Annotated in this window: 13 protein-coding genes; 2 read left to right on the forward strand and 11 right to left on the reverse strand. The window is 38.1% G+C overall.

All coding sequences use genetic code 11. From position 1 onward, the window contains the following. Nucleotides 1–31: 31 nt before the first annotated feature. From LBQ60_17895 to LBQ60_17915, 5 genes are all read right to left on the reverse strand, one after another. Complete coding sequence (locus LBQ60_17895) at nt 32–550, reverse strand: RNA polymerase sigma-70 factor (GenBank protein ID MDR2039798.1); 519 nt, start codon at nt 548–550, stop codon at nt 32–34. Nucleotides 551–572: 22 nt separating this feature from the next. Then, nucleotides 573–1,604: a DUF3575 domain-containing protein gene (locus LBQ60_17900; protein MDR2039799.1), complete on the reverse strand. Its 1,032-nt coding sequence runs from the start codon at nt 1,602–1,604 to the stop codon at nt 573–575. Nucleotides 1,605–1,651: 47 nt separating this feature from the next. Further along, a complete protein-coding gene (locus tag LBQ60_17905) occupies nt 1,652–2,635 on the reverse strand; it encodes a FecR family protein (protein ID MDR2039800.1) in 984 nt (327 codons plus the stop codon). Nucleotides 2,636–2,925: 290 nt separating this feature from the next. Beyond that, the gene (locus LBQ60_17910) at nt 2,926–3,816 is read right to left on the reverse strand and encodes a hypothetical protein (GenBank protein ID MDR2039801.1); all 891 of its coding nucleotides are present in this window, start codon (nt 3,814–3,816) and stop codon (nt 2,926–2,928) included. Between the two features lie 102 nt (nt 3,817–3,918). Beyond that, on the reverse strand, nt 3,919–4,797 hold the full coding sequence (locus tag LBQ60_17915) for a HEPN domain-containing protein (GenBank protein ID MDR2039802.1): 879 nt from the start codon (nt 4,795–4,797) through the stop codon (nt 3,919–3,921). Between the two features lie 323 nt (nt 4,798–5,120). On the opposite strand from LBQ60_17915, the gene LBQ60_17920 reads away from it, so the two are divergent. Both LBQ60_17920 and LBQ60_17925 read left to right on the forward strand, forming a co-directional pair. Then, nucleotides 5,121–6,476: an MATE family efflux transporter gene (locus LBQ60_17920; protein MDR2039803.1), complete on the forward strand. Its 1,356-nt coding sequence runs from the start codon at nt 5,121–5,123 to the stop codon at nt 6,474–6,476. A 323-nt stretch (nt 6,477–6,799) separates the two neighbouring features. After that, nucleotides 6,800–8,734 carry a hypothetical protein gene (locus LBQ60_17925; protein MDR2039804.1) on the forward strand — a complete coding sequence of 645 codons (1,935 nt, stop codon included), beginning with the start codon at nt 6,800–6,802 and terminating at the stop codon, nt 8,732–8,734. Nucleotides 8,735–8,743: 9 nt separating this feature from the next. On the opposite strand, the gene dnaE is transcribed toward LBQ60_17925, so the two are convergent. The 6 genes from dnaE to LBQ60_17955 all read right to left on the reverse strand — a co-directional run bounded on the left by dnaE (nt 8,744) and on the right by LBQ60_17955 (nt 15,809). Beyond that, nucleotides 8,744–12,370, reverse strand: a complete 3,627-nt coding sequence (gene dnaE, locus LBQ60_17930; GenBank protein MDR2039805.1) for a DNA polymerase III subunit alpha — start codon at nt 12,368–12,370, stop codon at nt 8,744–8,746. Nucleotides 12,371–12,673: 303 nt separating this feature from the next. Continuing rightward, complete coding sequence (locus LBQ60_17935) at nt 12,674–13,024, reverse strand: winged helix DNA-binding protein (protein ID MDR2039806.1); 351 nt, start codon at nt 13,022–13,024, stop codon at nt 12,674–12,676. A gap of 175 nt (nt 13,025–13,199) precedes the next feature. After that, nucleotides 13,200–13,673 carry a thioredoxin gene (trxA, locus tag LBQ60_17940; protein ID MDR2039807.1) on the reverse strand — a complete coding sequence of 158 codons (474 nt, stop codon included), beginning with the start codon at nt 13,671–13,673 and terminating at the stop codon, nt 13,200–13,202. Nucleotides 13,674–13,676: 3 nt separating this feature from the next. Further along, nucleotides 13,677–13,907, reverse strand: coding sequence for a hypothetical protein (locus tag LBQ60_17945; protein MDR2039808.1), 231 nt, complete (start codon nt 13,905–13,907; stop codon nt 13,677–13,679). A 122-nt stretch (nt 13,908–14,029) separates the two neighbouring features. Next, entirely contained in the window at nt 14,030–14,941 is a 912-nt protein-coding gene (locus LBQ60_17950) for a hypothetical protein (protein MDR2039809.1), read from the reverse strand. 100 nt (nt 14,942–15,041) lie between these two features. Then, complete coding sequence (locus LBQ60_17955; GenBank protein MDR2039810.1) at nt 15,042–15,809, reverse strand: glycosyltransferase; 768 nt, start codon at nt 15,807–15,809, stop codon at nt 15,042–15,044. Nucleotides 15,810–15,855 lie beyond the last annotated feature (46 nt).

The raw sequence follows: 15,855 nt of genomic DNA on the forward strand, positions 1-15,855 counted from the left end.
AAGCTATTCATTCCTATTTATCCGGACCTTTTCATAATAAGATAAATTGTTTGCCTTTGATCATACCTTTGATTTTCTTTAAGGCGACGGATATATGCTTTTCTACCATTTTCTCAGAGATTCTTTCTTTTTGAGCAATTTCTTTATATGTTAGCTTGTCATACCTGCTTAATAGGAATACATTCTTACACTTCACTGGTAGTTCATCAATGGCTTTTTCCAACTTTTGGGTAAATATTTCTTTATCCACACATTCATACGCCTCCTGAAGCTGTTTCTCTTCCAGCATATAAGTGGCCAAAATGGAGGAATGTAATTTTTCATCGCGTATATAATTAAGCATCTTATTCCGTGCAGAAGTGTACAAATATGATCTCACATGTTTTATCTGCAAAAAATCCCTGTTTGTCCAAAGGTTACAAAAAACATCCTGGACAACATCCTCAATGACACTCTCATTTTTGGTATATAAATTCAGAAACCGGCATATTGGCCGGAAGTATGCTTCATATATATCCTGAAAATTATTTTCGCCTATATAATTGTCCATCATTAAAGTGTTAAACCAATAGTTATCTTATTTTCCAGACAAGAGCAGCATTTACTTTGACAGGTCCAAAAAAATGTTTTGTTTTAGTATCTTCTTTCACGTTTGTTCCTTCAATGTATTGATAAGTATCATGTTCAAACCGGGTATACCCGAAAGCCAATCCCGTGTCAAGGCTGATACGTTTACCCAAACCTATAAGGTATCCGAATATGATCCCACCGCCTGCCATATTACCCTGACGCCCTGTTTTTCCCAATTTCAGATTTAACTTTCCCAGCTGAAAAACAGCTCCTGTATACAAGCGTTTATTTTTCAACCAATGAAACCTGACTTCAGGAAGCACTGCCCAGGAACGGTATGTTTTTTTTCCATCATCCCAATCAATATGAGACCATAATGCATTAACAACAAAACCTATCCGTTTATTCGGATAATATTCAACCCCTATATTAGGAGTAAGGGCCAGATCGTAAAGGAGATTGGTATGTAATGCAAATCCATATTCCTTATTTTTTTTTGCCGGTTGTGGTTTTACCGGGGGCTTTTTCGGGGGTTTTTCCGGAACAGGATCAGCTGAGAGATCCGTTATCTCAGCTGGTTCCTGAACCGGCTCTCTAGTTAATTCAAATTTCGCAGGAATAGTATCCGAGACTACCTCCTGTTTGATCGAGTCGTCCACAGGTCTCTGTTTTTTTCCGGTATCCGCTTCCACCACCTTCTGGATAGGTGTGAATTCCGGACGGATTGGTTTGGATATCGGTTTTTCGGATGTCTTTTTTTCCTGATCATCATCATTTTCCTGGGTCTTGCGCTCAGTATGTTTTAATACCACTTGTTTATTTTTGATTTCAAAGGAAACATGTACTGATCCGGAAATATTTTCCATGACGGATCCGATATCCGAATCCTTTACGTCAATAGATAATTCCTGCCGGTCATCGACATCATCATTGCTGTACATAAACCGATAACCGTATTTATCCTGCAACAATACCAGCAAGCCTTTTAAGGAACCGCTATATTTTATGTGTATCTGCGCTTCTAAGGATAACATTATAAAGAGGCTTAATAATAAAATCAGGATTCTCTTCATATTGACTGCTATTTCTTTGCTTCAATATTCACTTTCTTTCCATCAATGGAGTAATCTATGGGAGTGATGGTTGAGAAAAGATCCAGAAAATCAAGTAATGATTCACCTTGTATATAAAATGTATATCGCTTATCCATTTCTAATCCGGTACAAGTGATCTCAATTCCATACCACTTTTCCAACTTCTCTATGATATGGACTAACGGTTCATTATACATGGCTAGATTTTCCTCGGTCCAGATATTGGAAATAGAAGTGTCCTGTTCGTGTAGAGAATAGGCCAGATCTGTTTTATTGACAGAAGCATATTGGGATGAATCCATCACAAAAAGCTGACGACCGGTATCAATACCAAAAACAGCTATTTTACCCGTTTTTAATGAAATTTCGACCTGGTCGTTGATTCCGGATGTTTTCAAATTAAAAGAAGTTCCCATCACTTCTATCTTTACTTTTCCCGCATGGATAATAAATTTCTTGTCAGACTTCATCACATCAAAAAATAACTCACCACTTACCGTAACTTCCCTGTTTTTCGTATTATACTGATTACTGAAAGTTAAATGGGAATTCACATTGAGCCATACCTGCGTTCCGTCAGCCAGTTTTATTTCAGATTTTTCTTTTGACCTGGTACTAAAGGTTGTATATTGTTCCGGTTCGACGATTTCGCGGGATGTCCCCATATAATATAAAACAGTGGATATGGCCAAAATGACTGCAATGGATGCTGTGGCAATGATCCCCGAATATTTCAATTTTCTGACTTTCCTTTTTTTCCGGAGACCCGTTTTTGCTTGAATCCCCCACCAAACAAGCGATTTGTCGGGAACGACCATGGAAGGATCATCAATATAGCGCCATTCCTTCCTCAAATCCAGAAACAATGCGAGGTTATCATCTTCCGAAAGCCATTGTTCAATATACTGATTCTCCTCCTGCGATGTTTGTTTCCGGCAATAACTGATCAATAACTCATAAGGCGTCTCCATGATGTATCTATTCTTTTTATTTCAACACAATATATCTATTTTTTCCGATCCAGCAAATATTCATCTCTTCATCCGGATGTTTTTCTATGAGGCTGTCCAAAAAGTCCAAAACAACGGCTTAACCTTTAGCTCGAAGAAGTCAACTTAGCGCAGCATTCTCAACGAAGTTAATTACAAATTAAGCCGAACGCTAGTCCTTGTAAAATAAGCAGAATTTGTAATTACTTGTGTGAGGGCTTCGCCGTTCCGATCTAAAAATAACTTTTGGGACAGCCTCATGAACACTTTTTTTAGAATGTGACTACTTCATTGACCCATTTTTCCTGCAGAAAAAGGTTTATATCCTGATCTTCCTGCAATGCATTCCCCAGATTCCCCTTTATTGTTGTCCTTACGTCTTTTTTTACAGGAACGGATGTCAACAGAATTGATTTCGTTGGTGTTCCGTCATTATAGGTTATGACCAGATGTACCTTTACCCGGTTATCCTGGGTAGGATACGAAGTAAGGCTATTGAATGCAGTTTCCCGACGGAAATCCGAAACTGTTTTGGAAGTGAGGGTATTGACAAAACTGAAGAAATGCCCTTCCTTGCTTCCCATAAAAAATGTTGGAGAAACACCATCTGTCTTTATGCCGATAGATTGAACCGAAGAAGGGATATAACAGGTCGCCCTGTCCAATATCTCTACATCGATCTCTCCCCACATTCTTTCCAACAAGACATTTTTAACCGTATCTGTATCATTTGAGGGCCGGACAGATAAATTAAAAGCTTGATAAAATGCTTTGGGATAAATAACCGTATCTGTAGAGAAATTCCTGGCTACGACATCATACCTTCCATTGTTCAGATCTGAATCGGGCGAACCGATTATAGCAATCTGGTACAATCCGGAAGGAAGCATATCTTTGATCTCTTTTCCGTATCCTTTCTTTTGCTTTACAGGTATTCCGGAAGAAGTATACACAAAGTACTGGTAATGGACTGAATCCCTGGAAGGATATACAGTATCGGACAAAGCATTGCTTTTGATCAAAGGTTGATCTTCAGCAGTAAAGTCCAAGTTCGTTGAAAATGTAACCGGATAAAGTTCTTCCGGGGTGTTCATCAATTCCTGTTTTTCGGAACACGCCATCAGAAAGATGACCATAATTACGAATAAATTACATTTTTTCATGATTCCATTCTTTTTTGGTGAATAATAAGGGTTATTGTATCCATGAGACACCAATCAATAAAAATACCCTACCCTCCTCAAAAAATAAATATGGAAAAATATTCAGGCCTTTTCTGCATACTCCCTGATCCGTTCTTCACATAGCCGTTTTACCAGTTCAAAAAAACGGTCTATCGTCGGTATCAAAGCCTCGATGTCTTTTTTTGTTGCTTGAAATTCAGGAATATATCGTGCCTCGACATATGCCGATTTGATCAAATCAAAAAGTCGTTTTTCTTCAGCTGTCTGGCGCGGAAATACTTGGACAAACTCATTGGAGTAGCTTTTTACTGAAGCCAGTAATTTGGATAAATTATGCTGCTTACTGTTCTCCAAAGTAAAAACCAGACGAACGGCATAAAACAAGTTTTCACAAGTCTGATGTAAGTTAAAAGCCGTTTTTTTATACCAACCTTTGGAGTAAGTAAAATCTGCTATTTCCAAAAACTCTTCCGCGCTCCGGTATTTATCGACAAAATATTCTTCCGCCTGTTTTTTTATTTCATCATAACGAAGTTTCCGCCTGCGGGCGAGTTTAAATCTACCGTTGTTATATAATAGTATCCCTTCCTTTTTGATCTGTGTGTAGAAATACCTTCCTTCAGACAAGTCTTTATTCAACTTCTTGATATCATCATTGATAAATTGTACCGGCGTCTGTAAATCAGGATCAGTATAATAATTCTGCTCCACAACGTCCAGTTTTTGCCCGGCAATCTTATCTTTGATCCCATGTGTAACAATCAGAATATCATAATCACTCATATAGGAAATACGCCTGCCGGATTCTATACGTTCATCACGTTCTACATATTTGCCTGTCGCATAGCTCCCGTATAAAATGATCATCTGGGTCTCAGGAATCAATTCCAATACGGATTTTACCAGGAAAAGAAGATCATCCTGTTTACGCTTGGGTAAATGTGCTATTGATTGTTTCATGATGCAAGGGTTGGAATATCCGATGCACAAAGTTAACAATCTTACAGATTGACACCATCTTTTTAAGAAAAAAGTAATTCGTATAATTACGAATTTTCAAAAAACGTTCATAAAACTATGAACGTTTACTAATCAAAACTGGAGTAGCTATTATTTCAAATGGATTTTATAATTTAAGAAACCGACAGAGTATTTTTGGAGAAGTATAGACCCTACAATAATTACTTTTGTGTAAAAATTCACATTATTTTTCAAGTACATTATTTTATATTTTTTATGAGTGTAATTTTTCTACCTTTGCGCCCTTTCATAAAGTAACCGGAATGATCCAGATACAAAACTATAAATCCCAGTACATTAAAACCCTGCGACTAGCCGCTCCGGTAATGTTGTCACAGGTGGGTGTCGTGTCGGTACAGCTTTTTGACAACGCCATGGTAGGTAAACTAGGTGCATTACCTTTAGCTGCTGTAGCATTTGGGGGAACAGTATTTTTCATGGTTTTTATTTTTGTAACAGGAATCACGATGGCCCTTACTCCCCTGGCCGGACAGCAACACGCACAGGGAAGATATACGGTAGTAACCTCTTATTTCCAGAATTCGTTATTGCTTTTTACGGTAATCGGTATTCTTGCATTTATTCTTCAATACGGGCTTATCCCGTCGATGTTTTACCTCGGACAACCACTTGAGGTGGTCGAAATGGCTATTCCTTATTATACTTACCTTGTCTGGTCAATTATCCCGTATATGATTTTCGGAGCCTTCAAACAATTTCTTGAAGGTGTAGGAAATACCACCATCAATATGGTCATTATTATCGCATCCAACCTGATCAATATTCTTTTTAACTGGTTATTGATCTACGGTAACTGGGGATTTCCACGGATGGAAGCAGCAGGCGCCGGATTGGCCACATTGATCTCCCGTATATGCATGCCTGTCTTTGCGCTGGTATATTTCATCTGTAAACCGAAACTGAATGAGTATTTCCGGAATTTTAAACGGGAGTACTTTAGCTGGGATCGTATCAGGACCCTTCTTTCTGTCGGGTTTCCTATTTCCCTGCAGATGTTTATGGAAGGTGCTGCATTTGCGCTTACTACTATTATGATGGGATGGATAGGAACCATTGAAATAGCATCTAATCAAATAGCATTGACCATATCCAATTTCGCTTTCATGATCGTCATCGGCCTCGGAGCAGCAGCGACCATCCGTATCAGCCATGAATATGGACGTGGTGATTACCGGGAACTTAAAAAAGCTGCAAATGCTTCCTATCATATGGCCCTGCTTTGGAATACCTTTACCGCATTTATGTTTATTACTTTCCGGGAACAGATCGCAGGCATTTTTACCGATGATCCGGAAGTAATCCGGGGAGCTGCACATCTCCTGATCTTTGTAGCTGCCTTTCAGTTTTCCGACGGATTACAGTCGATATCTATCGGTATATTACGCGGTATTCAGGATGTAAAGAAGATAATGGTGATTGCCTTTTTCTCCTATATTGTGATCAATCTTCCCGTAGGATACCTTTGTGCCTTTGTTTTCGGATGGGGTGCCAGCGGATTATGGATCGGATTCATTTTCGGATTATCCATTGCTGCTATATTGTTGATTTCAAGATTCAGAAGCCAATATAAATATCTAACCAGAAAGCAGGATAAATGACCGTTTTCTCATGTTAGGTCGAGACAAAGTCGCTATAGCAATTTTTACAGGTTTTGTCCCGGATGATAAAAAATCAACCGGTCATCTCAAAGAGTTATTTCTCATCTGGAGCAATTATGAAAGACATATGAATTTTTATTGTTGATCAATAAATTTTATATATTTATCAAATATTTATTGATTTCTTGTAAACATTTTTTAAACTTATCGTATCTATAATTTAGAATAATAGATCACCTAATTTGTAGATCCTTTCGATGGAAAACAAAAAAATAATAATAATATATATATACAGCATATTTCTCCTATGTGTTATTTCTGCAGTGAATTGTCACGCACGTAATAATTCTATAGAGGAATTACAAAAAAAGCTGATACAACATCCGGAAAATGATACTGCCCGGGCACAGGTAATATTCCGTCTGGCAGAAGCTTATAGGTGGGTTGACACGGATAGTATGTTTTATTACACAACGATGTTGTATAACGAAGCCCAACAAAGCCGGGATTCGCTCCAATTAGCCATGGGAAACCTGGCTATGGGAACATTCTGGATAGAAATATTTCCTGACAATGCATTGATATATCTTGATGAAGCACATCGTTTATATCAAAAATTAAAGATAACAGATGGTATTGTTTCCGTATGTAATCAATTGGCCGGAGCATATTTTTACATGGGCAACACAGAAATGCAATTATATTATTCGAAAAAGACATTACAGGGTGCCATTGAGACCAATAACAAACAAAAAGAAATCACCTCCCTTTATAATTTATCGATCTCTTACTTTGCACAAAAAAAATATGATCTGGCTGAAGAATATGCGTTAATTGCTGTCAAGGAATCACGTAGCAACGGTAATTACGGATTAGGAATGGCTTTATCTGCAAAAGCAGATGCAGAATTCGAGAAAGGGAACTATGACGGCTTTTTAGAATCAAGTAAAGAAATGCTTAAATGGGGATTTGAACATGGACAGAAAAAAATAACCATACATGCACAAAATAACCTTGTCAGATACTATATCCAGAAAAAGGAATATACCAAAGCCCGCGAACAGATCAGACAAATTCTTTCCGAGGCAAAATCGGAAATATATACCGAAAAATTTTATCAGCATACACTGAAATTATCCATCGCCGTTGATACTTTATCCAACAATTTTGAACGGGCTTTCCAGACACAAAAAGTAATTAATCAACTGGAGACTTCAAAAGTATCTTTGGAAAGGTATCAAAAAAATCTACATCATGTTTTTAATTATGAATCCGGCAGGATGGACCTGCAAATTTCCAGCTCTGAAAAAATCCAAAAATCCCAGCAGTCCCAATTAGCAAAAATCAACTTAGTTATAGTGTTATTGGTACTGTTCATTCTATCTGGAGGTATTTACCTGATCTGGATAAAACGAAACCTGAAAAGAAATAAGCTTAAAAACGAAGGATTATTGACAGAACGCCAATCAGTTTTACAGCGTAAAGAAAAGATGAATGAAAATTGCCAAAATATAACCGGAGAAATCCTGAAATTAGAAAAAGAATTTGAACGGTTAAAACAATCGGATCATGCTAAAACCCAATTATTCGAAACCATATCGAATGATTTGCAAAATCCAATAAATCAATTAAAAGAAAAACTGGGGAACTTAATCGATTTAGATGTCGATGAAGAAATATTCAAAAAAGCAACATTGGAATTAACCGATAGGGTTGGCGATGTTTCTCTGTTACTTGAAAATCTGTTGCAATGGTCAAAGCATCAATCACAAAAACGGCAGGCAAAACCGCAATATATTGACCTTATGGCATTGGTGAATGATAGTATTCATCAGCAAAAATTCAGTGCCGGGGAAAAAAGTATACAACTGACCAATGTGCTGAAACATAATCTGTATGTGTATGCAGATGAAGAAATGATCAAATCTTTATTGAAAACCATTTTACAAAACACTATAAAATTATCTGACAAATATTCAACAGTACAAATTTCCGGATATAAAAATGAATCTGAAGGACAAATACGGATATTTTTTCACGGACATATGCCTCTACGAAATATATACCTGCAACTGTTTTATGAAAAAGATTATACTTCCGATCTTTCCGAAGTAGGCAAATTCATTAGTTTCGGATGGCTGTTCTGTCATTCTTTGATCAGGAATAACAAAGGAAACATCAGGATTGAAGAAACTTCACCGGAGGATTTTTCCGTCATTATCGGGCTACCCTTAGAAGAAGAGGTAACGGGAAAGTAAAAAAAATCCTCAATTCAATCTGAATCCCAGATCCCGGCTCCTTAAATATTCTATAAAATCATTATCCAAACTGATCTTTTGCTTGCGGGAAAACATATCTACAATTTGATTTTCTTCGGCATCAATAATCTTAAATTTAACCAGGGTATTCCCTTTATGTGCATCCATCTGGTTATTCAATTCATCCATCCATTCTTCTGTAATCAATTGTAAGGGAAGAGTGAGTGATATGCTTTTCAACATGTCTTCTTTGACATTGTTGAGCATGGTAATGGTTTTTATCTTCGGTTCCAACTCATTACGGAAATTCATCTGGACGCTTCCCCTGATAAACAAAGGAAATCCTTCACAGATGTAATTCCTGAAATTTTCATAATCTTTTCCAAAAAACCGGAATTCATAGGATCCTGTAAAATCTTCCAAAACAAAAGATCCCCATGGCCTGCCATTCTTACTGATGGCATTGCGTGCTGAAGTGACCAAACCCGCAATAGAAAATTCTTTTCCGTCCATTCTGCCAATATTCTGGAAATCTTCCAGCCGTGTATTGGTCAGGTGTTCCATTTCCAATCGGAAAGTATCCAACGGATGTGCCGAAAGGTACATACCTATCAGGTCTTTTTCCCGGTTCAGCTTTTCAAGAATACTCCATTCTTCTGCCTGTGGCATTTCGGGACGAGTAATAGCAATCGCCTCATTTCCGCCAAAAAGGGAATTTTGTGTCATCATTTTGTCTGCCTGCATTTTGTTTCCGAAACGCAGCAATATTTCCGTGAAAGTTTCCCCGTTTATATTTTCAGTAAAAAAATGTTCCCGCTTAATTCCCGGAAAATTATCAAAAGCTCCTGCCTGGGATAACGCTTCGATGTTTTTCTTATTACAAGCACTTAAGTTCACACGTTCTACAAAGTCAAAAATATCTTTAAACGGACCATTTTTCACCCGTTCTTCCATGATACTGGCCACGGCATTTGTCCCCACCCCTTTTATAGCGCCTAAACCAAAACGGATGTTTCCTTGTTTGTTCACCGTAAAAGTCAGGTTACTTTCATTAACATCCGGTCCAAGTACTTCAATATCCATGTACCGGCATTCATCCATGAATTTGGTGATTTCCGTAATGTTAGAAATATTCCGGCTCAAAACGGCAGCCATATATTCCGAAGGATAATTCGCTTTTAGATAGGCTGTCTGGTAAGCTACCCAAGAATAACAGGTTGCATGGGATTTATTAAATGCATAAGAAGCAAAGCTTTCCCAGTCGGTCCAGATTTTTTCTACCACTTTCTCATCATGTCCGTTTTTCCTGCATCCTTCTATGAACTTATCTTTCAGCTCATTCATTTTAGCAATGATCTTTTTGCCCATGGCTTTACGTAGTTCATCACTTTGTCCACGGGTAAAGTCTGCAAGATCCCGGCTTAAAAGCATCACCTGTTCCTGGTACACGGTAATACCATAGGTATCCCTCAGGCGTTCTTCCATGATAGGAATATCGTACTCTATTTTCTTTTTCCCGTGTTTCCGGGCAATAAAATCAGGTATATAATCCATCGGACCCGGTCGGTATAAAGCATTCATAGCGATCAGGTCTTCAAATTTTGAAGGCTTTAATTCCCGGAGGTATTTTTTCATTCCGTCAGATTCGAATTGGAATGTTCCGGTTGTATCACCGTTGCAGTATAACTCATAAGTAGCTTTATCCTCCAGTGATATCGCGTCAATATCCAGGTCTTCTCCTCGCGTCTGCTTGATATTGGATAATGCTTCCTTAATGATGGACAAGGTTTTCAATCCGAGAAAATCCATCTTCATCATTCCTACATCTTCTATCAGGGAACCTTCATACTGGGTGACCAGGATCTCGGAATTGGTTTCCTTGTCAAATGTCGTACTGATGGGTACATAATTAGTCAGGTCGTCCCGCCCGATAACCACTCCACAAGCATGTACACCTGTCTGACGCACTGTTCCTTCCAGCATTCGCGCATACTTGATGGTATCGGCGATAAGCGGATCATCAGAGTTAAGCGCTTCCTTCATTGCAGGCACATAATTCACTGCATTCTTGATATTTACTTTCTGGTCCCTGGGAATTTCATCAATCAATTTACTCAACCGCTCTGCTTCACTTAAAGGAACATTTTGTACCCGGGCTACATCCTTAATGGCTGATTTAGCTGCCATCGTCCCAAAAGTAACAATATGTGCGACTCTTTCCCTGCCATATTTTTCAGTCACCCATTGAAGCACTTGACCACGGCCATCATCATCAAAATCAATATCAATATCAGGCATAGAAATACGGTCGGGATTCAGGAAACGCTCGAACAGCAGATCATATTTGATCGGATCGATATCAGTTATCCGCAAACAGTATGCAACTGCCGAACCTGCTGCCGAACCACGGCCAGGACCCACTGAAACGCCCATTTCCCTTGCCGCAGCAATAAAATCCTGAACAATCAGGAAGTATCCCGGATAACCCATATTTTTAATGGTTTCCAGCTCAAAATCGATCCGTTCCTTTACTTTATCATCGATGGTTGCATATCGTTTTTTTGCACCCTCATATGTCAGATGTTTCAGATATTCATCGGCATCGGAAAATCCTTCCGGCAAAGGAAAATCAGGCATGATGGGCGCATTATTGATATCATAGAACTCTACTTTGTCCGTGATTTCAATGGTATTTTCCAATGCTTCCGGAAAATCGGGAAAAACTGCGCTCATTTCTTCCCGGGTCTTGAACCATTCCTGTTGGGTATACCGGAGCCGGTTCACTTCGTTTACGTCCGCTGCCGTGCTGATACATAATAACCGGTCATGTGCTTCGGCTTCATCCTCATTGACAAAATGAACATCGTTAGTCGCAATGTATTTTAACCCGTGTTTATTAGCCAGTTCTACCAGTACCGGATTGATTTGTTCCTGACGTGGATATACATCCTGGGCTGTCCCCGGTTTGTTGGTTTTATGACGTTGTAATTCCAGATAAAAATCACTTCCAAAACGTTCTTTAAACCACAATAAAGATTCTTCCGCTGCAGCCATGTCGCTGTTGGCAATATGACGTGGTATCTCACCTGCAATACACGCAGAAGTAACTATCAGCCCTTCCCTGTACTTATCCAGGATTTCCCTGTCGATTCGCGGTTTTCCATAAAATCCCTCTATAAATCCCAGGGAAACAAGTTTTACCAGATTATGGTATCCGGTCTTGTTTTTGGCTAACAATATCAGATGATATCTGCTCGGCTTCTCTGTTTTTGTTTTTTCAAAACGGCTCCCTGGAGCCATATATACCTCACAACCAATGATCGGTTTGAAAAGTTTTTTCTCAGCTTCTTTTAACTGTTCATTCAGACCGGTTATTTTTTCTTCAATATCCGGTGTATTTTCTTCCGATAATTTCCTGATTTCAGCTTTCAGGCTCTTTATTTCTCCATTAACTCCACTATTTTTTTTACCGATGTAATTAAAAAATTCCTTGACACCGTACATATTCCCGTGATCGGTAATGGCCACGGCTTTCATCCCGTTTGCTATGGCTTTATCTACCAAAGCAGGGATTTGTGAAGCTCCGTCAAGTGTGGAGTACTGGGTATGTACATGCAGGTGTGTGAAATTAGTCATGATACTGATAACTAGAATAAATAAAAAACCTGGAAGAAACTCTTTCAGGATGCTAATTTAGTACATTTCGGGGAGCGAAAAAATGACTGTTGATAAGTAAGCACTCAGTACTATTTATATTTATTATAGAATTTGAATTTAAAATTAACTTCGTTGAGCCCTGCGGGGTTCAATATTCGCAAAACTTTGAATATAGGCAGACTAAAATAACGATTTGTGTAATTATATTTTTATAATCCATATAAGTTGCATTGATCAAGTCAATTACATTCATTAAAAATGTTATTATTTAAAAGCTAAAAGTTACCTGATTAATGGCTGTAGAAGGTCAGGAACCTTAACAGTGTTACATGTTATGGAAGAAAGTAATTCTTTTCCTTTGGGTGTAAGGGAAAAATACATCTGTCGTTTGTCCTCCTTCCCGATCACACGTTCAACCAACCCTTTTTCTTCAACCGACTTAATGACTTTGGAAGCATTTGATGCCGTAAGTTCCAAAAGCATGGCTATTTGTCCCGAAGACAACATCACTTCTTTTGATATACTGCATAATAACATTCCTTCATTGAGGCATAAACGGTATTTTTTTTCAAACCGTCTTTCAAACTCTGCTATCGCACGGTAAATATCCCTGATTTTACATAAAGTTTCCATCGTTTTTATTGAGGACATAGGTTAATAAATTGGAGATGTTGGACTTTCAAAAAATCCAACATCTCCAATTTATCAATTAAGTTATTAAGTAATACTTATAAAATAATAACATATTTTATAATCGTAATCAATTTGATCAATGAGATTTAAGAAAACAATAAATAGCACTGAGTGCTTACTTTTTCTTCTTTAACAATACTTCATCGATTACATTCTTAAATGAGGATTTGGGCATAGCACCCTGTGCCAACTGTGGTTGTTCATCCATCGGAATGAACAATAATGTCGGAATACTACGGACATCAAATGCCGCAGCCAATTCCCGCTCTTTTTCCGTATCTATCTTATAGATATAGATCTGCCCGTCATATTCAGCGGCCAGTTCTTCCAATACAGGCGCAATTGTTTTACATGGACCACACCACGATGCATAAAAATCAATGATCGCCGGCTTATCTCCTAAATATTTCCACTCAGTCGGATTGGCTTCATAATTCATCACCTTGCTTAAAAAATCCGCTTTTGTCAATTCTATTGTTTTCACTTTATTGTTTGTTTTTGAGTTTTTATTATTCTGTTTATTTGTCTGGCTGGTACACATTGAATATGTCATCCCTGTCATGATTAATATTAACAATACTTTCTTCATACTTTACTGTTTTGATTTGCTTTCTTTTTTTGTGAACATATCAAAAAATAACCCGCCTATTATAGCCCCCGCTATCGTACTGTACAAGGGAGAAGCTGTAATAGGGCAGGTACCCGAAAAACACCCTATTTGCATCCAGTAGATATAACCACCCACTGCTCCGCAAATTATCCCTAAAAAAATCAACCATTTGCTTTTAAAAAGATTCTTTGCTGTTTTTAAATATTTCACCATCTAAACATATTTTGATACAAGAGTATTTGTACAATAAACATGCCAAGTTTTCCAATGGAAAATAATTCCACAGGAAATAAAACGCTTACATATTTATATGCTGACCACACCGGTAGCTATACTCACATCATTATCAATGAATCGCCTGAAAGGTATCGTTTGTCTTTATTCCCCAATAATTTTACGATCCAGACAACAGCGACTGCCATCATAATCCGGGGTAAGGTTATCCAACCAATACCAACCCCAATAGCCAAAAAAAGAATAGTATCTTCAAGCAATGAATGGGAAAAGCTGATATGGTAATTGAATAAACCAACATCCCTTTCCGATATTTTATCATCTTTCCGGTATTCAAGCAATGCTGAAATGCCTGCAGTCAAACCCGAAATATTGGCAATTGTCCATGGAAAAGCCATATTACGGGACAATCCCATGGGAAAAAACAGAGGAGTGATCCAGCGGGAAAAAGTCTTCATGATCCCATACTCATCAAGGATATACCGTAATATATTTAATGCCAAAGTGATACAAATTAGCTTAAATGTCAGCATCAGGGTCCCTGTCAGCCAATGCTGCATTACGTCTATAAAAGGTAAATGATTAGCTTCTATTCCATGAATAATGATAGTATCACTTTCAGGAAGCACCTGGTTAAGAAGCAAACCGCCAATAATAGCGCCTCCGACCCTCAGGCAGATTATCCGGAAAGCGGATAATCCGGCTTTTACCTGTATTGTCGTCTCAATGATCAGGTCATGTGCCAGAAGTACCATTAATGCCATAATGGTTATTTCCTTGGCTGTAAAAGGAATGGATTGTATAACGGCAATTCCGGCATATATATTTCCTAAAGCCGAAGTAATCAGAACCAGAACCGTTTCTCCGCGTAATCCGAATATCCGGCATACAGGTTCTGCCATATATGCTATATCATTGAGGATCCCCCAATGCTGCAATAATACGACACAATAGGAAACCGGGATCATGATGCTGATTAGCCGGAATATCGTTTTAAGGGTTGACCTAAACATCCTACGAACAGGATTGGACATCATCGGCCGCAACGTCCTATGGGAATCTTTCCGGTAAACGGTCATTGTTCTTTAAAAAATAAAACATTGTCCGTACAGATTAGTGGGTCCATTTCATCTTCCGGAAAAGTTTTAATTGTGATAATTTTGAAAAATTTTTCCAGATCAACGCCCGCAGTCCACCAATATTGTTGAATTTCATAGACTTATAATCTTCCTGACTCTTACGGAATAAATTTCCGATATTCTTGTTACTCATCCCACCCATTCTCATTCGTACAATAATATGGGGTAAATATTCACTTTTAAAATCCGGTTGACTGAAAAAACGCAAAATAAGATCATAATCTGCAGCTATGCGAAGATTCGTATTGAAATTCCCATATTTTTCATACATCTTTTTTAAAACAAAAAGTGTAGGATGAGGAGGCATCCACCCTTGTTTCAATAACTGAGGAGTAAAATCATTACTTTTCCAAAACCGCACAATATTATGTACATCATTACGCGCTACGTACACCAGATCTCCATAGACAGCATCCACCTGCTTCTTTTCAAAAATGTCTATAATTTTACTGACCGTAGAGTAATCACATAATACATCATCCGCATGCAGGAACCCGATAACGTCACCGGTTGCCATATCCAGACCTCTATTTAAGGCATAATAAATCCCTTCGTCCGGTTCACTGATCCATTTCGCAATAAAATGCTGGTATTCTTTAATAATATCTACAGTTCCGTCTGCTGATCCTCCATCTACCACAATATACTCGATATCCGGATAGGTTTGTGACAACACCGATTCTATGGTAGACCGGATGGTGTCAACATTATTGTATGAAGCGGTAATAATAGATACTTTCATTAAAGCCTAATAGCCTGTAAAGACAGGGGATAATTGATTATCAGAA

Source organism: Bacteroidales bacterium (assembly GCA_031275285.1).
GTDB lineage: Bacteria > Bacteroidota > Bacteroidia > Bacteroidales > UBA4181 > JAIRLS01.

What these genes read in the sequence shown, in the direction of transcription:
- LBQ60_17895 (MDR2039798.1), bottom strand. Translation starts at nt 550, where the DNA reads ATGGACAATTATATAGGCGAAAATAATTTTCAGGATATATATGAAGCA.
- LBQ60_17900 (MDR2039799.1), bottom strand. Translation starts at nt 1,604, where the DNA reads ATGTTATCCTTAGAAGCGCAGATACACATAAAATATAGCGGTTCCTTA.
- LBQ60_17905 (MDR2039800.1), bottom strand. Translation starts at nt 2,635, where the DNA reads ATGGAGACGCCTTATGAGTTATTGATCAGTTATTGCCGGAAACAAACA.
- LBQ60_17910 (MDR2039801.1), bottom strand. Translation starts at nt 3,816, where the DNA reads ATGAAAAAATGTAATTTATTCGTAATTATGGTCATCTTTCTGATGGCG.
- LBQ60_17915 (MDR2039802.1), bottom strand. Translation starts at nt 4,797, where the DNA reads ATGAAACAATCAATAGCACATTTACCCAAGCGTAAACAGGATGATCTT.
- LBQ60_17920 (MDR2039803.1), top strand. Translation starts at nt 5,121, where the DNA reads ATGATCCAGATACAAAACTATAAATCCCAGTACATTAAAACCCTGCGA.
- dnaE (MDR2039805.1), bottom strand. Translation starts at nt 12,370, where the DNA reads ATGACTAATTTCACACACCTGCATGTACATACCCAGTACTCCACACTT.
- LBQ60_17935 (MDR2039806.1), bottom strand. Translation starts at nt 13,024, where the DNA reads ATGGAAACTTTATGTAAAATCAGGGATATTTACCGTGCGATAGCAGAG.
- trxA (MDR2039807.1), bottom strand. Translation starts at nt 13,673, where the DNA reads ATGAAGAAAGTATTGTTAATATTAATCATGACAGGGATGACATATTCA.
- LBQ60_17945 (MDR2039808.1), bottom strand. Translation starts at nt 13,907, where the DNA reads ATGGTGAAATATTTAAAAACAGCAAAGAATCTTTTTAAAAGCAAATGG.
- LBQ60_17950 (MDR2039809.1), bottom strand. Translation starts at nt 14,941, where the DNA reads ATGTTTAGGTCAACCCTTAAAACGATATTCCGGCTAATCAGCATCATG.
- LBQ60_17955 (MDR2039810.1), bottom strand. Translation starts at nt 15,809, where the DNA reads ATGAAAGTATCTATTATTACCGCTTCATACAATAATGTTGACACCATC.